32 protein-coding genes are annotated in these 19,373 nt (G+C 65.1%); 10 read left to right on the top strand and 22 right to left on the bottom strand.

The genetic code is table 11. From position 1 onward, the window contains the following. The first annotated feature begins 1 nt into the window (after position 1). From HAP48_RS43055 to HAP48_RS43010, 10 genes are all read left to right on the top strand, one after another. On the top strand, positions 2 to 2,392 hold the full coding sequence (locus tag HAP48_RS43055; protein WP_166205793.1) for an AAA family ATPase: 2,391 nt from the start codon (positions 2 to 4) through the stop codon (positions 2,390 to 2,392). Continuing rightward, the gene (locus tag HAP48_RS43050; protein ID WP_166205792.1) at positions 2,389 to 2,844 is read left to right on the top strand and encodes a hypothetical protein; all 456 of its coding nucleotides are present in this window, start codon (positions 2,389 to 2,391) and stop codon (positions 2,842 to 2,844) included. The genes HAP48_RS43055 and HAP48_RS43050 overlap by 4 nt, the downstream gene beginning before the upstream one ends. A 1-nt stretch (position 2,845) precedes the next feature. Further along, positions 2,846 to 3,532: a metallophosphoesterase family protein gene (locus tag HAP48_RS43045; protein ID WP_166205791.1), complete on the top strand. Its 687-nt coding sequence runs from the start codon at positions 2,846 to 2,848 to the stop codon at positions 3,530 to 3,532. Between the two features lie 50 nt (positions 3,533 to 3,582). Further along, complete coding sequence (locus tag HAP48_RS43040; protein WP_166205790.1) at positions 3,583 to 3,837, top strand: hypothetical protein; 255 nt, start codon at positions 3,583 to 3,585, stop codon at positions 3,835 to 3,837. A 16-nt stretch (positions 3,838 to 3,853) separates the two neighbouring features. Continuing rightward, complete coding sequence (locus HAP48_RS43035) at positions 3,854 to 4,219, top strand: hypothetical protein (RefSeq protein ID WP_210292755.1); 366 nt, start codon at positions 3,854 to 3,856, stop codon at positions 4,217 to 4,219. Continuing rightward, the gene (locus HAP48_RS43030; RefSeq protein ID WP_166205789.1) at positions 4,219 to 4,497 is read left to right on the top strand and encodes a hypothetical protein; all 279 of its coding nucleotides are present in this window, start codon (positions 4,219 to 4,221) and stop codon (positions 4,495 to 4,497) included. The genes HAP48_RS43035 and HAP48_RS43030 overlap by 1 nt, the downstream gene beginning before the upstream one ends. Continuing rightward, complete coding sequence (gene thyX / locus HAP48_RS43025) at positions 4,475 to 5,188, top strand: FAD-dependent thymidylate synthase (RefSeq protein WP_224496822.1); 714 nt, start codon at positions 4,475 to 4,477, stop codon at positions 5,186 to 5,188. The genes HAP48_RS43030 and thyX overlap by 23 nt, the downstream gene beginning before the upstream one ends. Continuing rightward, on the top strand, positions 5,185 to 5,427 hold the full coding sequence (locus HAP48_RS43020) for a hypothetical protein (RefSeq protein WP_166205788.1): 243 nt from the start codon (positions 5,185 to 5,187) through the stop codon (positions 5,425 to 5,427). The genes thyX and HAP48_RS43020 overlap by 4 nt, the downstream gene beginning before the upstream one ends. After that, positions 5,412 to 5,681 carry a hypothetical protein gene (locus HAP48_RS43015; RefSeq protein ID WP_166205787.1) on the top strand — a complete coding sequence of 90 codons (270 nt, stop codon included), beginning with the start codon at positions 5,412 to 5,414 and terminating at the stop codon, positions 5,679 to 5,681. Before HAP48_RS43020 ends, HAP48_RS43015 begins: the two co-directional genes overlap by 16 nt. 748 nt (positions 5,682 to 6,429) lie before the next feature. Further along, positions 6,430 to 6,822: a GIY-YIG nuclease family protein gene (locus HAP48_RS43010; RefSeq protein WP_166205786.1), complete on the top strand. Its 393-nt coding sequence runs from the start codon at positions 6,430 to 6,432 to the stop codon at positions 6,820 to 6,822. A 47-nt stretch (positions 6,823 to 6,869) separates the two neighbouring features. Here the strand turns inward: HAP48_RS43010 and HAP48_RS43005 are convergent, their stop codons facing one another. From HAP48_RS43005 to HAP48_RS42900, 22 genes are all read right to left on the bottom strand, one after another. Further along, a complete protein-coding gene (locus HAP48_RS43005; RefSeq protein WP_166205785.1) occupies positions 6,870 to 7,250 on the bottom strand; it encodes a hypothetical protein in 381 nt (126 codons plus the stop codon). Between the two features lie 150 nt (positions 7,251 to 7,400). Continuing rightward, complete coding sequence (locus HAP48_RS43000; RefSeq protein WP_166205784.1) at positions 7,401 to 7,604, bottom strand: hypothetical protein; 204 nt, start codon at positions 7,602 to 7,604, stop codon at positions 7,401 to 7,403. A gap of 209 nt (positions 7,605 to 7,813) precedes the next feature. Beyond that, positions 7,814 to 8,359 carry a hypothetical protein gene (locus HAP48_RS42995; protein WP_166205783.1) on the bottom strand — a complete coding sequence of 182 codons (546 nt, stop codon included), beginning with the start codon at positions 8,357 to 8,359 and terminating at the stop codon, positions 7,814 to 7,816. 44 nt (positions 8,360 to 8,403) lie between these two features. After that, positions 8,404 to 8,619 (bottom strand): hypothetical protein, encoded by a 216-nt coding sequence (locus HAP48_RS42990; RefSeq protein ID WP_166205782.1) that lies wholly within the window; start codon positions 8,617 to 8,619, stop codon positions 8,404 to 8,406. Positions 8,620 to 8,633: 14 nt separating this feature from the next. Next, complete coding sequence (locus tag HAP48_RS42985) at positions 8,634 to 8,816, bottom strand: hypothetical protein (protein WP_166205781.1); 183 nt, start codon at positions 8,814 to 8,816, stop codon at positions 8,634 to 8,636. A gap of 27 nt (positions 8,817 to 8,843) precedes the next feature. Then, positions 8,844 to 9,017, bottom strand: coding sequence for a hypothetical protein (locus HAP48_RS42980; protein ID WP_166205780.1), 174 nt, complete (start codon positions 9,015 to 9,017; stop codon positions 8,844 to 8,846). Then, a complete protein-coding gene (locus HAP48_RS42975) occupies positions 9,017 to 9,214 on the bottom strand; it encodes a hypothetical protein (protein ID WP_166205779.1) in 198 nt (65 codons plus the stop codon). Before HAP48_RS42975 ends, HAP48_RS42980 begins: the two co-directional genes overlap by 1 nt. Then, positions 9,211 to 9,411, bottom strand: coding sequence for a hypothetical protein (locus HAP48_RS42970; protein WP_166205778.1), 201 nt, complete (start codon positions 9,409 to 9,411; stop codon positions 9,211 to 9,213). Before HAP48_RS42970 ends, HAP48_RS42975 begins: the two co-directional genes overlap by 4 nt. 45 nt (positions 9,412 to 9,456) lie before the next feature. Then, entirely contained in the window at positions 9,457 to 9,726 is a 270-nt protein-coding gene (locus tag HAP48_RS42965) for a hypothetical protein (protein ID WP_166205777.1), read from the bottom strand. After that, entirely contained in the window at positions 9,716 to 9,892 is a 177-nt protein-coding gene (locus HAP48_RS42960; protein WP_166205776.1) for a hypothetical protein, read from the bottom strand. The genes HAP48_RS42965 and HAP48_RS42960 overlap by 11 nt, the downstream gene beginning before the upstream one ends. Next, the gene (locus HAP48_RS42955; protein ID WP_166205775.1) at positions 9,877 to 10,221 is read right to left on the bottom strand and encodes a hypothetical protein; all 345 of its coding nucleotides are present in this window, start codon (positions 10,219 to 10,221) and stop codon (positions 9,877 to 9,879) included. The genes HAP48_RS42960 and HAP48_RS42955 overlap by 16 nt, the downstream gene beginning before the upstream one ends. A 72-nt stretch (positions 10,222 to 10,293) precedes the next feature. After that, positions 10,294 to 11,133, bottom strand: a complete 840-nt coding sequence (locus tag HAP48_RS42950; protein WP_166205774.1) for a hypothetical protein — start codon at positions 11,131 to 11,133, stop codon at positions 10,294 to 10,296. A gap of 112 nt (positions 11,134 to 11,245) precedes the next feature. Continuing rightward, positions 11,246 to 13,201 carry an AAA family ATPase gene (locus HAP48_RS42945; protein ID WP_166205773.1) on the bottom strand — a complete coding sequence of 652 codons (1,956 nt, stop codon included), beginning with the start codon at positions 13,199 to 13,201 and terminating at the stop codon, positions 11,246 to 11,248. A 61-nt stretch (positions 13,202 to 13,262) separates the two neighbouring features. Next, positions 13,263 to 14,501, bottom strand: a complete 1,239-nt coding sequence (locus tag HAP48_RS42940) for a DnaJ-like cysteine-rich domain-containing protein (protein ID WP_166205772.1) — start codon at positions 14,499 to 14,501, stop codon at positions 13,263 to 13,265. A gap of 130 nt (positions 14,502 to 14,631) precedes the next feature. Continuing rightward, positions 14,632 to 15,012: a hypothetical protein gene (locus HAP48_RS42935; RefSeq protein WP_166205771.1), complete on the bottom strand. Its 381-nt coding sequence runs from the start codon at positions 15,010 to 15,012 to the stop codon at positions 14,632 to 14,634. Next, positions 15,002 to 15,598, bottom strand: coding sequence for a hypothetical protein (locus HAP48_RS42930; RefSeq protein ID WP_166205770.1), 597 nt, complete (start codon positions 15,596 to 15,598; stop codon positions 15,002 to 15,004). Before HAP48_RS42930 ends, HAP48_RS42935 begins: the two co-directional genes overlap by 11 nt. 43 nt (positions 15,599 to 15,641) lie before the next feature. Continuing rightward, a complete protein-coding gene (locus HAP48_RS42925; protein ID WP_166205769.1) occupies positions 15,642 to 16,079 on the bottom strand; it encodes a hypothetical protein in 438 nt (145 codons plus the stop codon). A 43-nt stretch (positions 16,080 to 16,122) separates the two neighbouring features. Then, positions 16,123 to 16,368 (bottom strand): hypothetical protein, encoded by a 246-nt coding sequence (locus tag HAP48_RS42920; RefSeq protein ID WP_166205768.1) that lies wholly within the window; start codon positions 16,366 to 16,368, stop codon positions 16,123 to 16,125. 3 nt (positions 16,369 to 16,371) lie between these two features. Next, entirely contained in the window at positions 16,372 to 16,572 is a 201-nt protein-coding gene (locus HAP48_RS42915; protein ID WP_166205767.1) for a hypothetical protein, read from the bottom strand. 3 nt (positions 16,573 to 16,575) lie between these two features. Further along, positions 16,576 to 17,934 carry a DUF4942 domain-containing protein gene (locus HAP48_RS42910; protein WP_166205766.1) on the bottom strand — a complete coding sequence of 453 codons (1,359 nt, stop codon included), beginning with the start codon at positions 17,932 to 17,934 and terminating at the stop codon, positions 16,576 to 16,578. 59 nt (positions 17,935 to 17,993) lie between these two features. Continuing rightward, a complete protein-coding gene (locus tag HAP48_RS42905) occupies positions 17,994 to 18,263 on the bottom strand; it encodes a hypothetical protein (RefSeq protein ID WP_166205765.1) in 270 nt (89 codons plus the stop codon). A gap of 72 nt (positions 18,264 to 18,335) precedes the next feature. Beyond that, positions 18,336 to 19,304, bottom strand: a complete 969-nt coding sequence (locus HAP48_RS42900; RefSeq protein ID WP_166205764.1) for a hypothetical protein — start codon at positions 19,302 to 19,304, stop codon at positions 18,336 to 18,338. Positions 19,305 to 19,373 lie beyond the last annotated feature (69 nt).

Genomic DNA, 19,373 nt, shown 5'->3' with positions numbered 1-19,373 from the left:
GATGGACGACTGGGGTAAAAATATCGAAGCGGTCGCCGACGCTCTGTTCGGCAAGCCGACGTCCAGCAAGAAGGACGAGTTGCGCTACGGCAAGCGCGGCTCGCTCCGCGTCAACACCGACACCGGCTTCTGGGATGACTTCGAATCCGGCGAGGGCGGCGGCACGCTCGCGCTGATCAAGCGCGAGATGGGACTCGAGGGCAAGGACGCCATCGAGTGGATGCGGACCGAGCTGAAGCTGGAGATCGAGGATCGCGCACCCGAGCAGCGGTCTGAGCGACGCGATCAGCGCGATCAGCGCGAGCGTCCGGCTCCGGCGCCGGCGAAGCCAAAGCAGGACGGTCCGAAGCCCAAGATCGTCAAGACCTACGACTATGTCGACGCCAGCGGCGAGTTCCTGTTTCAGGTCGTCCGTATGGAGCCGAAGAATTTCCTGCAGCGCCGCAAGCCGCGCAAGGATGACGACCCGAACGACATCAAGAACGGCTGGGTCTGGAAGCAGGACGTCAAGCCGCAGGTCCCGTACCGGCTGCCCGAGCTGTTGGAGGCGATCGCCGACGAGCGCACCATCTTCGTCGTCGAGGGCGAGAAGGACGTCGACAATCTGTGGGCCATGGGCGTTCCCGCGACCTGCAACGCAGGCGGCGCCGGGAAGTGGCCCGAGGAGCTGACGCAGTATTTCAGGGGCGCCAACGTCGTTATCCCGCCCGACAACGATCCGCAGGCCAAGAACCCGCGCACCGGTGAACCGCGCTTCCATCCCGATGGACGCCCGGTGTTGCCCGGCCAGGATCACGTCAAGCTGGTCGCCTCCAAGCTGGAGGGCGCCGCCGAAAGCATTCGCATCCTGTCGCTGCCCGACCTGCCGGAGAAGGGCGACACCTCGGACTGGATCGCCGCCGGCGGCACCTCGGAGGCGCTCTACCGGCTGGTCGACGAGAAGTCGTGCACGGCGGCCGAATACACCGCCGCGCTCGACCTCGCGTGGCTCAGCAAGAACTTCAAGTCGAAGTTCGGCGCCGTGGTGTGGGGCGAGCCGCGCACCGCGCAGCAGAAGTATGAATACATCATCAAGGGTCTGATCCCCCGCCGGGAGACCGTGCTGATCTACGGCGCGTCGCAGTCGGGCAAGAGCTTCTTCACCCAGGACATGGCGATGGCGGTCTCGCAGGGCGGGGAATACCTCGGCCGCAAGGTGCGTCGCGGGCTCGTGATCTATTGCGCGGCGGAGGCGGGCTCCGGCTTCGTCTACAAGCGGTTCGCGGGCTATGCGGCGGGCAAGGGTCTGCCTGACGATGTGTATCTGCCGTTCATCTGCCTGACCAAGAAGTTCGACCTATTCGGCAACGACCAGCAGGTCACCGAGCTGATCGCCGAGTGCAAATACTGGGTCGCGTGGTGGAACGCGACCTATCCGAACGATCAGGTCGAGCTCGAAGCGGTCGTGATCGACACGCTGAACAAGGTCACGCCCGCGATGGACGAGATCAACGGCAAGGAGGTCGGCCTCGTGATGTCGCGGCTCGACCGCATCCGCGAGGAGCTGAACACCGGGCTGTGGCTCGTCCATCACATGAACGCATCCGGCACCGGGCCGCGCGGCCACACCTCACTCTACGCCGCCTTCGAGACTGCCATCCATGTCGGCCGCTACGACCACACCGAGAAGGACGCGCCGCCCAGGATCAAGGACGGCAACAACCTGCGCGACCGTCGCTTCACCCGGATGTCCAAGCAGCGCGAGGGCGAGGATGGCGAAGTCACGGACTTCTACCTGCGCGGCGTGATCTGCGGCTACGACGAGGACAACGAGATCATCCCGGGCGCCGTGGTCGAATGGATCGACACGCCGAAGAGCCGCGAGGCCGACAAGACCGTGCAAGAGAGCGGTGTGCAGCTCACCGACCAGCGCGCCAACGTCTATCGCGCGCTGCTCCGGGCGATGGAGGAGAGCGGCATCGCGGCGCCGCCGAGCCTGCGGCTGCCCAAGGCGATCACCCGCGTCGTCAACCGCAGCTATTGGTTCGCCGCCTACCGGAAATACTATGCCGAGGATGACAGCGAGGACGCCGTCAAGAAGGCGCTGCAGCGCGCCAACGACTTCCTGATCCGCTCCGGCGTGATCGGTCGCGACAATCCGTGGGTCTGGATCACCGGCAAGCGGGTTCGCGGCGAGGCGCGCATGATCGCGGCACCCGAGCAGGAGACCGCGCCGCAGGCGGCGCCGGTCGACGAGGGCGATCCGGTCGATCAGAACGAAACCAATTGGGAGCAGTTCGACGGCGACGATGCGCCGCTGGTCGAGCCGGAGATGGAGCTGATGGAGCCCGTGCCCGGGCAGGAGACCGGGCAGAGCGTCGGCGAGCCGGAGCTGGAGGGAGCGAGCGAGTGATGGTGAACCTGAACCTTCATGAGCGGGTCTGGCATTATGGTCTGGTTGGCAGCCGGTTGATCGAGGCCGCCTCGGTCGTGCGCCGCACGCCGATGCGGATCTGGCCGAAGCAGTTCGGCACGGCCTGGCCGCGCTTCGAGGCGATGACGGCGGCGGAGCTGTTCGCGTTCAAGCGCGAGCTGCAGGAGGCTGGGCAGCTGGAGGCATGGGAGCGCGAGCAGAACCGCCAGCGCATCCCGCCGTCCGGCATCGAGATCGAGTTGTGCGAGGAGGCGCTCGGCTGGATGCCGCGCTACTTCAAGCACGAGCCGGACGACGTGGCCCAGTCCGTCGGCTTCTGGGCCGCCAAGACCTATTCCATCGACGAGGCTGAAATCCCGCAATGGGTGCTGTACGGCCTCAAGATCATCTCGCGCGGCCTGCGCCGCGATCGTGTTCGGGTGAGGGGTTGAAATGACGTCAAGGACCTATGCAATCGCGGACCTGCACGGCCGCTACGATCTTCTCGAGCGCGCCCTGTGGTCCATCAAGGCCCACGCCAAGGGCGTGAAGCACAAGATCATCACGCTCGGCGACTACATCGACCGTGGCCCGCAGAGCAAAGGCATCATCGAGACGCTGATGGAGGCGCAGGCGCGCGGCCTGCCATTCATCTGCCTCAAGGGCAACCACGAGGACATGATGGTCCAGACCCTGCGCAAGCCGCTGGATCACAACTGGTGGATCACCAATGGCGGCGGCACCACGCTGATGTCGTACGGTCATGTGAGGTACGGCGACTACGACCCGACCGTCGTACCGGAGGCGCACATCGACTGGATGGACCAGCTGCCGCTGTATCACGTCGACGCGCACCGCGTGTTCGTGCACGCCTACGTCAAGCAGGGCGTGCCGCTGGAGCAGCAGGGCACCGAGTTGCTGCTCTGGTCGCGCTATCCGGTTGGCGCCGAGGACGGCTATCGCGACCTCCACGTCGTGCACGGCCACGATTACTTCGAGGACGGCCCCAAGCTCTTCAAGGGCCGCACCAACCTCGACACCCGCGCCTATCACACTGGCCGGCTGGTCGTCGGCGTATTCGATGACGACCAGCCAGGTGGGCCGATTGGCGCCATCGAGATCAAGGGAGATCCCCGCTAACGCCTCACCCAACCCCCTGTTCGCAGCAGGGCAGCACAAGGAGACCGATCATGGTCCAGACCGGACACAATCGACGCCGCAAGGTCTCGCTCAAGCGCGAGCTCGAGCTCGTCGCGATCCACATGGAGCAGGGGCCAGCGGCCTCCGCTGAAGCATGCAGGGCGGAGGGATTGCACCCCCGCTATGCCGCCACCTCCGCCTCCGTCCTCGGGCTTCGCAGGCCCGAGAAGCGCGGGCGGCCCAGCTGTCGCGACACCGACCCGAGATGGGCCCGGGCGATCGCGAACGGCCCGATCAACGTCTAACCCCAAGGAGACCAGAATGAGAGGCAATACCCAACTATACAACAGCGCCGACCTCGTCATCGAGAACGGCCGCATCATCAAAGAGCGTGAGAACTCCTACAATCTCCCGCTCACCATCGTCGTCGACGGCGTGCTGGTTCGCAACGAGTGCGGTCACGTCGAGGCGCGGCGCGACAGCGTCATCGACGCGGTCCGCACCGACCTGCTGCAGCGCTCCCAGCTCGGCATCGCCAAGTACGGCAAGACGCTCGGCGAGCAGCCGAACTTCTCGCTCCGCGGCCGGCTGCAGCACGCCTACGAGGAGGCGCTCGACCTCGCCAACTATCTCAAGTGGGCGATCACTCGGATTGAGGCCGAGGAGGCGGAGCAGAGCGACTTCTGATGTCGATCATCTGCATGCGCTGCAAGCCGAGCAAGCCGGGACCGCGCAAGCTGGTCCCGTCCCGCGTCATCGAATCTCGCGTGATCCATTCGCACGTCCTCGTCAATGGACGCTCGACGCGGACCCGCACGATGCGCCGCCGCCGGGAATGTCTCGGCTGCGGCTTCCGCTGGACCACTCTCGAATACGCAGAACCTGCCAAACGGGGCGCTTCGCACGGCCAGTTTGGCAAGACCAAAACCAAGGAGACCAACAGTGAACGACAATCCGTCCAATAAGATCGACGTCCTCGACCATGGCTACGCGCGCCTGGTCGACAGCATGGGCAGCGACCTGTCCGTGGTCCGCGCCGCCCGCGTGTCTTACGACGCGGCATGGCGCGCCGGCGAGGACACCGGCAGTGACCATCGGCTGATCCGCTATCTCTGGCGCAACCACCACACCTCGCCGTTCGAGGCGGTGACGTTCACCTTCGAGGTGAAGGCGCCGATCTTCGTGTTCCGGCAATGGCACCGGCATCGCACGTGGGCATACAACGAAGTGTCCGCCCGGTACACCGAGCTCCCCGAGGAGTTCTATGTGCCGAAGCCGGAGCATTACGGCACGCAGAGCAAGGTGAACAAGCAGGTCCGCGACATCGGTGGCGTCGACGGGTATTCGGCGGAGGAGTGGCAAAAATTTCTGCGCTGGGAGGATGAGCAGCGCTCCTACATGGAGCAAGGCTTCGCGCTCTACCGCAAGCACCTGGCCGAGGGGATGCCGCGCGAGCTCGCGCGGATCATTCTCCCGTTCGCGACATACTCGCACCAGTTCGCGAGCGTTGACCTGCTGAACCTGATGAAGTTCCTCACGCTGCGCCATCACTCGCATTCTCAATACGAGATCCGGGTCTATGCCGAGGCGATGCTGCAGCTGATCGAGCCGATCGTGCCGGAGTGCGTGAAGGCGTGGAAGGAGAGCGTGGCATGACAACGCTGTTGGAGCGTGTCGGCGACGCCATCACCGCAGCCGATCAGATCAAGGCGCTCAACAGCGGTGAGCGCGCCGTGACCTACGAGATGCGGTCAGTCGACATGGCTCGCATCCCGGTTGTCGGCGAGTGGCGCTACATCATCGGGTGGGGGCCATTGCCGGGCGACCCGGGCGCGATGCTGCCGACCGAGATGGTCCGCATCATCTGGACCGGCGCGGAATGGGTCATCAGCTGATGCCGGCAATGTGTCGCAAGGGCCATCCGCTGATCGGTGACCACGTTCGCGAGGAACGCTGCCGCGAGACCCGCGGCGGCATCCGCCTCCGCTGCAAGACCTGCGTCAAGGAGCAGAAGCGGCGCTGGTACGGCGTCCGCGTCAACCGGGAGCTGCAGCTCTCCTACGCGAACTGGCACCGGCGCGGCCATCCGCAGGGTTGGTCCTGGCCGCAGGTGCGCGAGCGGCTGATCGCGGAGGGCATCGTGCCATGACGGATCGGGTGCGATGCCTTGTGCCGTTCTGCCGGCGCACAACGAAGCCAGGTCGAAACGGTGTCGACGTGCAGTGGATCTGCGGCAAACACTGGAAGGCGGTCCCGCTGGCCCAGCGCCGCGTCTGGGGCCGGCTGCGTCGTCAGTGGCGGCGATACGGCCCCGAGGCCGGCGTCCACTTCGACGCGCGTTGGTGGCGCGTCTGGGATCGTCTCAAGCGGAGTGCAATCGAAGCGGCGGGAGGGATCGGATGAAGCTGACACCGCGCGAGCGTCGCTTCCTCACGCTGTTGCTGCCGGAAGGCGCCACCATCGCGATGGGCCTTCGCGTCGGCTCGGACCTGTGTCGTCGGGGATTGGTGCACATCGCCAAATATCGGCGGTATGGAATCACGGTACAGGGCCGGGAAGCATTGGCAGAACCGGACCGGCCCCCGGCCCCCGTAGGGGGCCCGGGCAGGGCCCGGAAACGGGCAGGGAACCGGCCCCCGGGCCCCTATGGAACCGGGCAGGAACCGGCCCCGGGGGCCGGGCCCCGGAATGGCAGCTAGCCTTACTTTAGGGCCCCGGAACCGTGGCCGGGAGGGCAGGCAAGGGCGCGTTAAAACAGGCCCGGTGCTACCAAGGGGCCGGGCCCGGCCCCGGGGCCCTGTACGGCCCTTAAAACGGCCATATAGGTAAGCAATGCTTACCTATACCGAGATACCTCTTTTTGGAATACCTAAATACCTACGGAAGAGCAAAAAAACATGGCGCGCGAGACGGTCGTTTGCGGGGTCTACTTGCTGCGGTTCAGGGGAGGGGCGCGGTACATTGGATGTTCTACGAACGTCGGGACGAGATTCTCACTGCATCGTAAGGACATGCGCGAAGGTCGGCATACGCGCGACGTTCAGCGGGCCTTCGATGAATGGGGGTATCCGACGTTGGAAATCCTGCTCGAATGCGATCCGTCAGAGCTGAGGGAGCGCGAGGCGGAACTGATCCGCGAGATCGTTCCGGAGCTAAACGCGAAGCCGAGCGGGCGGCGTCCGCGGGGTCTGATGGTGAGGAGGCGAAAGACGGCGGACCCAGCCGCCTCAAGGAAGGTGGTTCCGTGTCGCGACTGGCACTGGCTGGACGCCGTCACCGGTCGGGAGTGACCCCGGCAGGGACTAACCCGCCGGGGCCCTTGGCCTTTTTCGGAATGCTATCGGAACAGTAGTTTGGTCAGCCCGTCCCATGGATGGCGCTCGCGGGCGATCTTGGCTTCGGTCTGGGCGCGATTGTTGCCCTTCGCGAATATCTCCCGGATCGTCTGCCGGATCGCGGCCGGATCGGCGCCGGCCGCCTCGTTGAGATAGACGATCATGTAGGCGTTGCAGAGGCGCGCGTAGACCGACCTCGCGTCAACATCCCAGCTGTTCCGGCCGTATCCACCGGGACCGTCGTACTCGCTTAGCCATGTGACCCAGTGCTGCTGGTGGGTCTGATAACCGCCGGTCGGAAGGGTGTCCGACTCGGGCATCTGCGCTGGGAGCCGTCGCACGGCGCCCAGCATTTCCAGGATCGTGTAGGACCGAACTGTCATCGTTTCGCGTATAGCAATCTCAATTGCTCCTCCTTATGTTGCATTTGAAAGCGACGCCGGTCGTGGGGATGGTCTCCTTGGGATCGGCAGGCGCTTATGATTGGGCGTGGCGACCTGCGAAGTCGCCGCGCCCAATTCCTTTGCGAGGTCCTACTCGGTGACCTCGAGGCTCTTCACTTTACATTCCTCCAGCACGTACCACTCCTCGCCCTCGTCGCTCATGCGATTCCAGTAGGCTTCGACCAGATTGTCGTCCGATGGCCGGCTGGCGGCGCCGAACTCGCGATCCCACCACTCGTCGCAATAGTCGTAGAGGTGCTTGTCCGCGGCCTCCCTTGTCTTGAAGGTCTCCACGTCGGTTCCGTGCCGGGTGTCAATGACGAGGACCCAGACAGTATCCCCAGCTGTTCTTGCACCGTTTCGGTGTTGGTCACTTGAAGGTCTCCTTGTTTGTGTTAGGTGATGTGGATGCTCTTGGTTGATGGACCCCGTGGATGGTCTCCTTGGCGGTTTACCTCCCTTGAGCCGGGGCTGGAGCTGCGAACTCCAGCCCCACCTTTATTTCAGCGAGCGGGATTGACCGCGATCTCGACGATGCCGTCGATCTTCGAGCGGATGTGCTCGGCGATCTCGTTCGGGTGGTACGGGCAGGACCACCGTTGACTGTCCGGCATGTTGGCGGCGTAGACGCCGGGCTCATGGGGCAGGTCGCTCTCACGCGGTGCGCGGTGGTAGAGCTTCTCCACCTCGTCGACGAGGCCGGTGAGGGCCTCGTGCACGGCGTCGGCGCGCGTCTCGTCGCCCGGCCGCTCGATCTTCCATCCGAACTGCTTGAGGAACGCCTCGGCCGCCACGATGGCGCATTGCGGCGAGAAGCCCTCCAGCGTGTCGAACAGCGCCTGCGGCATCGTCCGGGTCCACAGGTCGGCGCCGTCGACCTTGAAGATGCGAGCCCACTCCTTGGCGCAGGCGTTGATGGCGTCGTTGCGCTTCTCCTCCTGCTCGTAGAGCCGCTTCTGCTCCGCCCCGATGAACTGCTCCTGCGGAGGGGTGATCCCGTCGAGGGTGGTCGCGAGATCGCGACCGAGCATCTGCTTACGTGTCGTCATGGTCTTTGGTCTCCTTGTTGAAGCCCGCTGCGAACGGGCCGGGGTCAGCCGTTGTCGGCGTGGTTGGCGTAGGTATTGAGGGCCAGCAGGATGCCGGCCCTCGTCGGCGTGATGTCGATCGGCTCAACGTTGGCGATCTGTTCGAGATCGTCGTCCCTCCAATCCGAGACGGCCCGATCGGCGGCCCGCTTACTGGTGAAGTATTCGTAGCCGGCGCTCTGGCCGCCTTCGGCGAGACGGTGGACTTGATAGAAGCGCACGATGATCTCCTCTGTTACTTCGCGCTTCGCTTGAGGGCGTCAGCGATGCCGATGACGCCCTCCGTCTTGGGGGCCTGCGCGGCACGCTCGCGACTGTGCTGGGCGCGCTCCTGCAGGCCGGCGGCAATCGACTGGGCTTGCCGCCGCTCTTCGCCGCTGAGACGCGCGGCGCTGAGGAAGTTGGCCGCCAGCGCCAAAAGCGAGCCACTGCTCGGGGGACTTGGTCATTCGTCCTCCGGGAAGTCGCGGTCGTATGCCTCGGCGAACTCGTCGAGCGTGCCTTGATGGCCGCAGACCTGGCACTTGACCTGATCGTTCGAGTTCGCCGGGATGGGCGGAGCCACGATCATGTAGCGCCGGCACTTCGGGCACTTGTCGCCGTTGTACTGGAAGGCCATCACATGCCTCCCCACTCTTTGAGCAGCTCTGTCGTCGTGTCGTGGTTCCAGAACCGGATGCGCTGCCGCGGCTCCATGATCTTCCACGCCACCCGCAGCAGGTCCTGCAGGTCGCCCACCTCGTGGTCGGGCTCACTCTCGCGGCCGTGCTTGGCTGCGGCTTCGATGATGTCCTCGATGACGCTCTTCTCGCTCATGATGCGGCATCCCTCAGCATCTCGCGGGTGCTCTGCACGACGAGGTCGAAGTCGACCTTGTGAGCATCGCACCACTCGATGATGTCGCCGAGCAGGTGGGTAAGCATGATCTCCTGATCGCCTTCGAGGCCGGTGTCGGCTCGGTGACGGTCCAGCACTCGTTGTGCCCGTGAAGGGCCGTAGCTTACGTCAGACATTGATGGTCTCCTTGAATGCGCCTGCTGCGAACAGGCGGTGGGGTGTCAGTCTTTGAGAGTGTCGTCGCGGACGAACCGCACGAAGCCAAGCCGCTGGGCGATCTGCCCTATGGCGAACTTGTCCTTGTGCCGGTTCCAGAAGCCGCGGCAGCATGCGTCGTTCGAGTGGTGACAGACGCGATAGCCCTCGAAGCCGCCGTGCTTATTGGCGACGTCGGCTTCGAGTTTTTTTAGATCGAGCGGGCTGTCCTTGCGATAGATGCAGGTCGAGCACGGCCGGTCCTGCACGAGGAAGCCGTCTCGGTCAGCGCTCATGCTGCAGCTCTTCGCTGGTCAGCCAGTGACCGCCCGTGGGCCGCTCACGATTTGGGAACAGGACGTAGACGTCGTTGCCCCGCACTGTGTCGACCTCTCCGGGAAAGGCGACGCCAAGCGACACGCGCCAGACGACAGCGTCACCGCGCTTCAATGCTTGTGCCATGTCTTGCCTCCATCGTGAGAGTGGTGGCCGCCGGCGAGCGCCTTCGCATCGACGCGGCGTCCGGCCAGTTGCTCGGCGCGGGCGAGCTGCTGCTTCGCCATTGCCGATCCGGTCGACATGATCCGGCGGTAGACGCAGGCGTCGGTGACGCCGCGCCGGTCGGTGACGGCGTCCAGTCCCTCGAAGGTGATCGCGCCCTGCGCGCCCACCTTGGGCTTGACGCGGCCCTTGACGATCTCCTGCGCGACGAGGTCGATCACGCGCTTGATCTCTTCCTTGCGCTCGGTAAGGGTCTGGTTCTCGTTGGCACGCCATGTGTCACAAGCCATGTTGGTCTCCTTGAAATGTTGGGGTTTGAAGCGAAGCCGGCGGGCCTGCGAAGCCCGCCGGGGTCGTTGTCGTTAGTCCATCTCGAGCTGCGGCACCTTGACGGCCGGGGCGGCCGGAGCGATCGGCGCGACCTCCTCGTCGACCTCGGGCGCGGACGCGGGCCCCTGGCCCTCGGTCGGCTCGAAGTCGAGCGCGCGGGCGCCGTGCACGGGAGCCGCGATCTCGACGTTGTCGCCGGTGATGTCGAGGAACGCGGTGCGGCTCTCCGTGATCTTGCGGATCGCCTGCAGGTCGATCTCGGCCGAGCTCGTCTCAGCGGCCTTGACCATGTCGTTGGCCGCCTTGCGGGCGGTCTCGATGGCCTGCTTGACCCGCTCCGATGCGTCGTCGGAGAGCATCGAGCCGAGCAGCCGCGCTTTCTTGGCGGCATCGCGCACCGCCTTCGCATCGAGGTTCTGCAGGCCGGTCTCCATGTCCTGCATCAGCTCGCGGACCTCCGAGTTGATCGCCCGCATCGCCTCGACGTCATCGGCTGCCACCCGGCCCGCGATCACGAACACGTTGATCTGGGTCGTGGAGGCGCGGCCGTTGAACTCGTCGGCGAGCCGGCGCGCCTCGGTGAACGCGGCTTCGAGCTTCTCGACCTTCTCCTCCGAGCAGAGCAGGCCGAAGGTGGTCTTGATGCACAGGCCGGCGATGGTCTGCCGGACCTTGTCGCGCAGCGTGGTGGCCTCCTCGTATTCGTCCGGGTTGATGACGACGCGCTCGGTCTCCCATTTGGCGCGCTTGGCGCCGTCCGCCTCGACGCGCTCGGCCTCGATGACCGACTTGGTGTAGTTGACGTTGCCGGTGATCGTGGTCCGCAGCACGACGATGCGGCCCGGACGGATGGTGGTGTTGATGATCGACATAGTGTGGGTCTCCTTGCGGGATGATGCGGTCTGCGAAACCGCGGTTTGATAGTACACGGGATGGACACTTCCCGCACTGTCGTAACAGTGCGGGTCTCATGCGGTTTGTGGATCAGATGTCGAGGGCGCGGCCGGTAGAGCGAACCTTTGCCGTCTCCGCAGTCCACTCGTCGGTGGCGCGACGGGCCTTGCCAGCTGCCCAGTTGCGCAGCTCCGCGATCTTGTCCTTCGCGGTGACCGAGAGCGGGGTCACGGCCTTCGCCGCCTTCACCAGATCGACACAGGTGATCTGGCGGCCGCCGTCGGCGAACGCTGCGAACAGGGCGTCCGGGACGATGGCTGCGATCTCCGAGCCGGTGAAGCCGTCGGTCGCGGCAACCACGTTGGCGATCTCCTCGGCCTTGATGTCCGAGAAGCTGCGGCCGTGCGCCTTGAGCCCTGCGTTGAGGATCTCAACGCGCTCGTTCGGGTTCGGCAGGTCGACGAACCAGAACTCGTCGAAGCGGCCCTTGCGGAGCAGCTCCGGCGGCAGGGTCGCCACCGAGTTGGCGGTGGCGATCACGAACGACTCGCTGGTGCGCTCCTGCATCCACTGCAGCAGCGCGCCGAGCTGGTCCGACGAGACGCCGCCGTCCGAGCCGCCGGCGGTGGCCCCGGTCAGGGCCTTCTCGATCTCGTCGATCCAGACCACGCAGCGGCCAATCGCCTCGATGGTGCGAAGCGCCTTGCGCATGTTGGCCTCGCTCTCGCCGACGAACTTGCCCTTGAGCGCGCCCAAGTCGAGCTTGAGCAGCGGCGCATCGAAGGCGGTGGCGGTCGCCTTCGAGATCAGCGACTTTCCGCAGCCCGGGATGCCGACGAGGAAGCAGCCCTTCGGCGCCGGTAGGCCGTAGGCACGCGCGGCCGGGGAGTAGGCGAGCTTACGCTGCATCAGCCAGTCCTTGAGGTTGCCGAGACCGCCGACGGCCGCAAGGCCGCCGGGGATCGGGTCGAACCATTCGAGGACCTTCTCGCGAGCGATGACGCGCTTCTTCTCCCTCGACACGGCGGTCGGGTCGATCTTGCGCAGCTGCACAAGCGACTTCGAGTAGCAGGCCTGTGCTTCCTCGCCGGTGAGCCCGATCGCGGAGTCGATCGCCGCCTCCCGGGTGCCGTTGGGCGCTGCCGACTCGCGCATCTCGTCGGGCAGGCCGTTGATCGTGTCGTCCAGCAGGCTGGCGATCTCGGCGCGATCCGGCATCGGCCACTCGATCACCGTGGCGTGGTTGGCGAGCTCCGGCGGGACATCGCCCGACGGGGACAGCACGATCAGCGCCTGCGCGCCATCGCGCTCCACGCCCGGCAGGAAGCGGGCCAGGTTGCGCACCTGTCGGCAGACCACCATGCCAATGGTCCCGGCCAGCCACGGCGGCAGATCGCGCATGATCCACGCGCCGCGGTCGGACTTGGCGTCGGCCCGGGCGCGGATGGCGCCGAGCGTCTCGCCGATGTCGGCGGAGCCGATGCTCTCGGCCTTGGCCGCGACATCGGTGACGCCCTGACCGCAATCCCACATGCGCGGGACGAAGCCAGCCGCGGCGGCGGCGCTCACGAGGTAGCGCTCGGCCCGGGCCTCCTCCCGGGTGACGATCCACAACAGCGGATTGCGAGCGCGGAGCAGCGCCGCCACGTCGGCCGCGATCTCTTGGCTGCGGGTCAGGGGCGGTTTCTTGGCGGGAGCCGGGACCGCTGCGGGCTCCGGGGCAGGCGGCTCGGCCGCAACATCGGCCTTGGCTTCGGCTTCGGCCTTCGCCTTAGTCCTGCGGCTCTTCGGGGGCGCGGCCTCGGCATCGGCGGCCGCATCCGCGACCATCTTCCTGATCTCCGGCGTGTCCATGGTCGTCGCCGGGGTCGGCCGGGTCAACATTCCGGCGTTGCTCCACGGCATCGGGCCGAACTGGGTCATGAAGCCGTCGTCGCCGACGGCGCGCACCTCGATACTCTGGACGCTGCCGCCCATGCGGAACTCGTAGGTCTCGCCCGCCTTGATGTCGGCGCGGGTCAGGCCGTTGATGGTGATGTCAGTCATAGTTGGTCTCCTTGTGGAATGATGGGGCCGCCTGCGAAGCGGCCCCGGTTGGGGTTTCAGATCAGATGTGGCAGTCGACGACGGCGAGCCAGGTTTCGGGCGGCAGGCCGTCGAGCAGGGCCGCGAACTCGCGCGACCATTGTTCGGAGTCCTTCTCGTCAGCGACGCACCCGAACCAACCCATCTCGCCGCGCTCGTACCACTGACCGTCCTTGACGACGGCGAAGGTGCGAAGCGCGTTGTTGCGAGCGCGGGTGGCCCGATCTGCGCGTGACATCCAGAACAGTCCGATGATCTCGTCGTCATCGAAGAAGCTGACCAGCTTGGCTTCCTCGAGGTCCTTGAGCACTTGCTGGCCGCGGTAGGCCTCGCGGGTCTTGTCGATGTCGCCGCCATTGTCGGCCTTGACCTCGTCCCACCGTTTGAAGCCCCGGCCGGCGATCACCTCCTGCGCCTCGTCGAACCGCTTGAGCGCCTCGATCTCGGCGTGGTTGCGGATCGCCTCCAGCGGGATGTCCTTGAGCTGGGCGTGGTTGCCGGTGTCGACCCAGCTGCTCGGCCACTTGACCGCAGTGCCCCTGCCATCGCACTTGTTGCAGACGATCTCCTCCGCCCGAAACGTACGCTTGCCGGAACCGCCACACAGGGTGCAGGTCTCCTGATTGGCCGGGTCTTTCTCGGGATCGTAGCCGGGAGCGGCGAGCATGCCCGACCAGCGGCCACCAACCGCCCACCAGTCCCATTTCCGGTTCGGGTTGGTGCGGTCGATCATCCGGATCAAATCGCCGTTCTCGGCAATGAGCGCGTAGCCGTATTTGTGCTCGCCGCTCCGGTCGATCTCGGCCTCGCTGCGAACGATCTTGCCGCTGTGCCACCAGTCGATAAACTCGGCGATGGTCATGACCTCGCTGCACGGCACTTCCACCTTGCTATATCCGTCAGGCACGAAGTGCACCTTGCCGCGATAGCCCCGGCCGTCACCCCAGTCCTTGCTCGTCCACGACAAATCGCCGCGACTTCCCGTGCCCGGGACTTTGCCCATGATCTGCTGCTCCTGCTCGGTCGGGTTGCGGTAGAACCGATCGTCGTGGGCCGCGACCTGAATGCCGTCAGGGGAACGGATCATCGAGCGGGTCTGCTCGCGATACTCGGCGAGGACCTCTTCAGTCTTGTCGACATCGACGACATATTGGTCATCGAAGCCGGTGCACTCGAACTCGTGCCAAGGCTGCAGCATCGGCTTGATCGTTTCCTTGGTGAGCTCGGTCGGCGAGATCACTAGAACTGCGAAATGACTCATAGTCTTGGTCTCCTTGATGATGGGCCTGCGAAGCCCGTTGGGATTGGTTAGTGAAGTTGCCACCCGATCGCCATGAGGGCGCCGACAGCGGCGCCGATCATGAAGAACGTGAGGTCTCGGTCGAATGTGCTCAGAGGCTTTCGCAAGCGCACGGTGCGGTCTCCTCCGAGGTCTCGGGGCTGGTGTCGGCCCCGCACTCCGGACACTCGTCGTCGCATCCGCATGAGTGACTGTCCTCCCACGACACGTCGCATGTGTCGCAGTGGTAGCTATTGAGGAACACGGGCTGACAGTGCGGTTCGCCCTCGTGCTGGTGCTGACAGCCGGGCGTCTTGAGGCGGCGGTGGGTCCATTCGTCTTGGGTGAAAGGGCCGCGGTCGTCGCGCAGGTGATCGGGGTCAGCGTCCTGCACGTCGTAGTCCTTGACGATGACGCGGACGCCGTCGGGGACGATGGCGTCGATCACGCAGCCGTCCTTGACGATGACGATGGCGACGAGTTCAGCGGACATCGGGCTTCTCCACCTTCGGCACCATGCGGTAGATCGGGGTGCAGTCGGCGGCGCGCAGCCGCTCGTCCCAGTGATCGAGGCGATCACCCGACGGCGTGATGGCGCCGAACGGTTCGCCGTCCTCCACCATCTCGGTGATGGTGAGCGGCGGGACGCGCTCACTCTCGAAGCGCTCGACATCCTTTATGAGCATCAGGATGCCGTTGCCGGCCCACGTTCGCAGGGTCGAGAGATCGACCTGCGGTGTGTAGCCCTGCCCGGAGGCCGGGCACTCTTCCTCCTTCGCCATGCCGGGCGCCCAGATCGAGATGAAGGCGTCCCACTCGTAGCCAGCCTCGCAGTGCATCCAGAACGGCAGGCCGTTCTCCTTGCAGAAGGCGACGACCCTATCCGGGTTGCCGTAGACGTGCGCCTGCAGCTTGACGCTCTCCCCCTTGGCGACGATCGCACGAAGATCCTCTTCGTCGTCGGGCGCCTCCTGACATTCGTAGGAGAAGTCGTTCTCGATTGCTTCGAGGAGCGCTTCGATCTTGTCGGACGGCAGCGCGCCGCCGACGCGCATCGTGGTCCATGTGGTATCAGGCATAGTCTTGGTCTCCTTGTGATGGGCCTGCGAAGCCCGGGGGTGGTTAAGAGCCGGTGGCGGCGTTCGGGTCGTACTCGCCCTTCGCTTCCGCGATCAGGCAGCCAATCTCATTGAAGAGGTCCTTCTCGCCTTGATCGGCGTTCTTGAGATCCTCCTCCATGGTGCCGTGGATGCGATCGAGCATGGCGAGCATCTTGCCGATGATCGGAACCTCGACCTCCTTCTCGGTGATCCAGACGTCGCCGTCGTCCTCGCCAAGCTCGTCGAGATCACAATCCATCTGCTCGGCGCGCAGGGTGCGGGCACGGAGCAGGTCCGCTTCCCACGTCTCCGGCTTGGCGTCCTCCGGCTGGTCGATCCATTCAAGCATATCGTTGACAAGGTCGGCGGCTTCGCGCGCGGCGCCCTCCATGGTGGCGTGGAGGGATATCGGGTTGCCGGGCACGTGGAAGTGTTCGGACTGCACGATAAAGATCTTCATGTGGTGGTCTCCTTGGATTGAGGGCTCTGCGAAAGCCCGGGACTTAGGTGGTGATGGCCTTGATCTCGTCGAGCACGGCGTCCCACAGCTCATTGTAGGTGTCGCCGGTCGGCGGTTCGTCCTGTTCATCGGGGCCGAGGTCCCGGTAGTGGCTCTTGGTGACGCTCCGGCTCTCGATCTCCGCCATCCGTTTGAGAATGTTGACGAGGGCGATCGCATATGCGCTTGCCGGCTGATCGACGTCGATCAGTGCATCACGATAGCGCTGCAGTGGTCCGAGGTTTGTCATGGTTCAGTCCTCCGCCTCGATTGCCTTCTGGGCGGCCTCGGCGCTACCGAACCATCGGTTCATGCCGCGTTTGTTTTGCAGCATTCTGCCGTTGACGACGGCGGCGTAGTTGAGGCGACCGGTGTCGGAGTAGACGACGCCAGTGAAGCCATCGTTCACTCCGAAAAGGCCTTTGCAGTAGTCGGTGTAAGTGTGCAGGGCCATAGCTCACCTCCGGCCCGGCTTGTGGAGGGTGAGCACGGTGGTGTTGATGTTGGTTCCGCTCTCCGAGAAGGAGCCGACCGGAAGGTCGTTCCACGCGCTGTTCCAGCTATCTCGCTTGCCGATCAGATCATCGAGTAGGCCGTGGTCGCGCGCGGTGATCGGAAGGATCGCCTTCAACGTGCCGCCCGGCTCAAGGAAGTCGAAGGCGTGCCGGACATGCAGTGCGTAGTGCCTGCCGTAGAACGGTGGGTTCATGAACACGAACTTGAACTCCGCGCGCGGCGCGAGCTCGAGGAAGTTTGCGTGCAACACCGTCAGGCCCAGTGCGCGGCACAGCGCTGCGCGGCCGGCGTCGACTTCCACGCCGTAGACGTCGGCGCCTTTCTTGCGCAGCGCCACCATGAAGCGGCCACAGCCGCAGTTCGGCTCCAGCACCTTGGCGCCCTTGAGCAGGTGAGCGATCGGATAGATCACGTCGTCCACCACCTTCGCCGGCGTCGGGTAGTACTGCAGGTCCTTGGAGACCGCGGTCGACTTCGCCTTGACCGGGTTCTCGTCCGGGGTGTCGGGCAGCACGTCGCCGTAGAACTCGGCGAGGGCCAGGTTCACGTCCTTGAGCGTGTCGGGCTCAAAGAACAGGTGACCGTTGCCGTTGGAGAATGTGCGCAGGCGGACGCCACGGGCGGGATGGTCGATCGTGGTCTTGTCGTACTTCGTCAGCGTCCCTGCCTTGAGCAGCGCGTCCTCGTTGTCGAAGATAGCGCTCAGCTCGACGTGATCGACCAATGGCTTGCCCTGATAGGCAGCCAGCGCATTGAGGACCGTCTCCAGCTTTTCCCGACCGTAGGTCGAATACTTGGAGAAGCCCGACATGATGATGCGCTTCGGCAGACCCTTGACGCCGATCTTGACGACGTCGTGGCTCTTGAAGGCTTGGTCCAGGCCACAGAACACCTCGGCGAGCCCGCGCAGCATACTGGCGCGGGGGTCGATCAGGAACTTACCGAACAGCTCGCGGATGTTCTCCAGCGTGAAGGGCGGGAGCTTCTCCAGTTGCTGCTTCCACAGGCTCTTGTCGGTCGGCGACGACAGGAGTTCGATGTTGCAGCCAGCGTAGGCGTGCAGCCACGCGGACCTGAGCAGGTGCTGGTGCAGGTCTCGCTCGGACGGCAGTTTGAAGTCGAGGTGGCTGTTGCCGTAGACGCCGGCAAGCGTTGCCGTCGTCTGCAGGTCGAGTTGCGCCTTGCCGCAGGCGCGCAGGCCGTCGGAGATTGCCTGCGCCTTCGCCTCGTATTCGGCGATGATCTCGGGCAGGCTGCGTTGGCGGGCGATCTCTTGCCCGATCTTGACATGAGCGTTCATTGGTCTGGTCTCCTTGTGATGGGGAAGGGGCCCCGCCTGCGAAGCGGGGCCGTTGATCGTCAGATGTTGACGGGGTGGAAGGTCTTGGCGCCGGGCAGCTTGTGGAAGCCGTTCGGGGCGCGCTCGCCGCGACCGAGCGACATCGAGACGGCCGCGCCCTTGCCGGTGGCCTCGACCTCCGCGCAGTAGGCCTTGAACTCGGCCTCGGCTTCGGCCGCGCGGACGATCTCCACGGTCCGCTGCGGGTGCGGGCCGTCGGAGGTCACCGCGATCTGGACGTTGCCGTCAACGCGGGAGGCGGGATAGCACTTGAGGATAATGCGGGTCATGTTGGTCTCCTTGATGATGATGGGGATGGGCCGCGCGGCGGCTCTGCGAAAGCCGTCGCGCGGTATCGGGTGTCAGGCCGCCTTCACCGACAGGCGGTCGAGCAGCTCGGTGACGCTGTAGCAGAACTCGCGTCCGCCGTTCTCCGGCATCTGGCCGGGGCGAACGAATGCCGGCGGCTGATGCGCGTTGGCAGCGGGCGCCGGGAACAGCGCCGACAGCGCAGCCTCTTGCGCTGGCTGGATACGGGCGTGCCGCGCCTTGTCGAACGATCCGGTCGCGTTCCAGATGTTCGGCTCGATGCGATAGTTGTCCTGCAGCCGGTCATTCCAGCGCACCGTGTAATCGCTGTGACGACCGCCCTTGAACTCGACGCGCTTGCATCCGTTCAGCCAACGCGCCATCGACTCGTGGGTGTCGAAGCGGTAGCTCTGCTTGCCCTTGAGCACGTAGCCGTGGCCGTCGACGCAGAAGCGGACATCGTACTTCGGTCTGTCGCCGCAGAGGCTGACCCACGGCGCGCACCAGCGGTCGTCCTCCATCAGCGAGAGCGGCAGGTCGAGGACGTTGCCATATTGCGGCAGCGCCACCCGCGCCATGTCGAGGCCGGCGAGGAAGTCGGTGCTGTCACCGTCCGAGGTCACCGAGAACGCCTCGCTGCCGATGATCGGCTCATGCGTCGCGGGGTCCTCCTTCCGCGTCACGGTTGCGAGGTAGCACAGGCAGGCAACGACGACGCGGTCGTAGGGCTTGTGCGCCGTCTTGCAGAACGACCAGCCGAGTCGATCCTTGCTCTGCCACTCCTCCAGCGTCCGCTTCCGCTGAATGTAGAAGCTCTCGTGGCTGTCGTCGCCGAGCCCGTTAAAGGCGATCAGATCGTCGGTGAACTCCGGCGAGGTCTTGCCTTCGCCCATGGAGCCGGCGAGCACGATGCCCTCGACGTGCTGGGCGTGGGCCAGGATCGCCTTGAGGTCGACGATGATCTGCTGCCACTGAGCGATGGTGAAGTTGCGCTTCTGCGTCCAATAGTGGGTGTAACCCATGGTGATGGTCTCCTTGTGTGAAGTGATCCGGGTGGGGCTCGCGCGGCGATCTGCGAAATCGGTCGCGCG

The organism is Bradyrhizobium septentrionale (assembly GCF_011516645.4).
GTDB lineage: Bacteria > Pseudomonadota > Alphaproteobacteria > Rhizobiales > Xanthobacteraceae > Bradyrhizobium > Bradyrhizobium septentrionale.
The sequence above is the reverse complement of the archived record's forward strand: the minus strand, read 5'-3'. Positions and strand labels throughout refer to the sequence as shown.

What these genes read in the sequence shown, in the direction of transcription:
- HAP48_RS43055 (WP_166205793.1), top strand. Translation starts at nt 2, where the DNA reads ATGGACGACTGGGGTAAAAATATCGAAGCGGTCGCCGACGCTCTGTTC.
- HAP48_RS43045 (WP_166205791.1), top strand. Translation starts at nt 2,846, where the DNA reads ATGACGTCAAGGACCTATGCAATCGCGGACCTGCACGGCCGCTACGAT.
- HAP48_RS43040 (WP_166205790.1), top strand. Translation starts at nt 3,583, where the DNA reads ATGGTCCAGACCGGACACAATCGACGCCGCAAGGTCTCGCTCAAGCGC.
- HAP48_RS43035 (WP_210292755.1), top strand. Translation starts at nt 3,854, where the DNA reads ATGAGAGGCAATACCCAACTATACAACAGCGCCGACCTCGTCATCGAG.
- HAP48_RS43030 (WP_166205789.1), top strand. Translation starts at nt 4,219, where the DNA reads ATGTCGATCATCTGCATGCGCTGCAAGCCGAGCAAGCCGGGACCGCGC.
- HAP48_RS43020 (WP_166205788.1), top strand. Translation starts at nt 5,185, where the DNA reads ATGACAACGCTGTTGGAGCGTGTCGGCGACGCCATCACCGCAGCCGAT.
- HAP48_RS43015 (WP_166205787.1), top strand. Translation starts at nt 5,412, where the DNA reads ATGGGTCATCAGCTGATGCCGGCAATGTGTCGCAAGGGCCATCCGCTG.
- HAP48_RS43010 (WP_166205786.1), top strand. Translation starts at nt 6,430, where the DNA reads ATGGCGCGCGAGACGGTCGTTTGCGGGGTCTACTTGCTGCGGTTCAGG.
- HAP48_RS43005 (WP_166205785.1), bottom strand. Translation starts at nt 7,250, where the DNA reads ATGACAGTTCGGTCCTACACGATCCTGGAAATGCTGGGCGCCGTGCGA.
- HAP48_RS42995 (WP_166205783.1), bottom strand. Translation starts at nt 8,359, where the DNA reads ATGACGACACGTAAGCAGATGCTCGGTCGCGATCTCGCGACCACCCTC.
- HAP48_RS42980 (WP_166205780.1), bottom strand. Translation starts at nt 9,017, where the DNA reads ATGGCCTTCCAGTACAACGGCGACAAGTGCCCGAAGTGCCGGCGCTAC.
- HAP48_RS42975 (WP_166205779.1), bottom strand. Translation starts at nt 9,214, where the DNA reads ATGAGCGAGAAGAGCGTCATCGAGGACATCATCGAAGCCGCAGCCAAG.
- HAP48_RS42970 (WP_166205778.1), bottom strand. Translation starts at nt 9,411, where the DNA reads ATGTCTGACGTAAGCTACGGCCCTTCACGGGCACAACGAGTGCTGGAC.
- HAP48_RS42965 (WP_166205777.1), bottom strand. Translation starts at nt 9,726, where the DNA reads ATGAGCGCTGACCGAGACGGCTTCCTCGTGCAGGACCGGCCGTGCTCG.
- HAP48_RS42960 (WP_166205776.1), bottom strand. Translation starts at nt 9,892, where the DNA reads ATGGCACAAGCATTGAAGCGCGGTGACGCTGTCGTCTGGCGCGTGTCG.
- HAP48_RS42955 (WP_166205775.1), bottom strand. Translation starts at nt 10,221, where the DNA reads ATGGCTTGTGACACATGGCGTGCCAACGAGAACCAGACCCTTACCGAG.
- HAP48_RS42950 (WP_166205774.1), bottom strand. Translation starts at nt 11,133, where the DNA reads ATGTCGATCATCAACACCACCATCCGTCCGGGCCGCATCGTCGTGCTG.
- HAP48_RS42945 (WP_166205773.1), bottom strand. Translation starts at nt 13,201, where the DNA reads ATGACTGACATCACCATCAACGGCCTGACCCGCGCCGACATCAAGGCG.
- HAP48_RS42940 (WP_166205772.1), bottom strand. Translation starts at nt 14,501, where the DNA reads ATGAGTCATTTCGCAGTTCTAGTGATCTCGCCGACCGAGCTCACCAAG.
- HAP48_RS42935 (WP_166205771.1), bottom strand. Translation starts at nt 15,012, where the DNA reads ATGTCCGCTGAACTCGTCGCCATCGTCATCGTCAAGGACGGCTGCGTG.
- HAP48_RS42930 (WP_166205770.1), bottom strand. Translation starts at nt 15,598, where the DNA reads ATGCCTGATACCACATGGACCACGATGCGCGTCGGCGGCGCGCTGCCG.
- HAP48_RS42925 (WP_166205769.1), bottom strand. Translation starts at nt 16,079, where the DNA reads ATGAAGATCTTTATCGTGCAGTCCGAACACTTCCACGTGCCCGGCAAC.
- HAP48_RS42920 (WP_166205768.1), bottom strand. Translation starts at nt 16,368, where the DNA reads ATGACAAACCTCGGACCACTGCAGCGCTATCGTGATGCACTGATCGAC.
- HAP48_RS42915 (WP_166205767.1), bottom strand. Translation starts at nt 16,572, where the DNA reads ATGGCCCTGCACACTTACACCGACTACTGCAAAGGCCTTTTCGGAGTG.
- HAP48_RS42910 (WP_166205766.1), bottom strand. Translation starts at nt 17,934, where the DNA reads ATGAACGCTCATGTCAAGATCGGGCAAGAGATCGCCCGCCAACGCAGC.
- HAP48_RS42905 (WP_166205765.1), bottom strand. Translation starts at nt 18,263, where the DNA reads ATGACCCGCATTATCCTCAAGTGCTATCCCGCCTCCCGCGTTGACGGC.
- HAP48_RS42900 (WP_166205764.1), bottom strand. Translation starts at nt 19,304, where the DNA reads ATGGGTTACACCCACTATTGGACGCAGAAGCGCAACTTCACCATCGCT.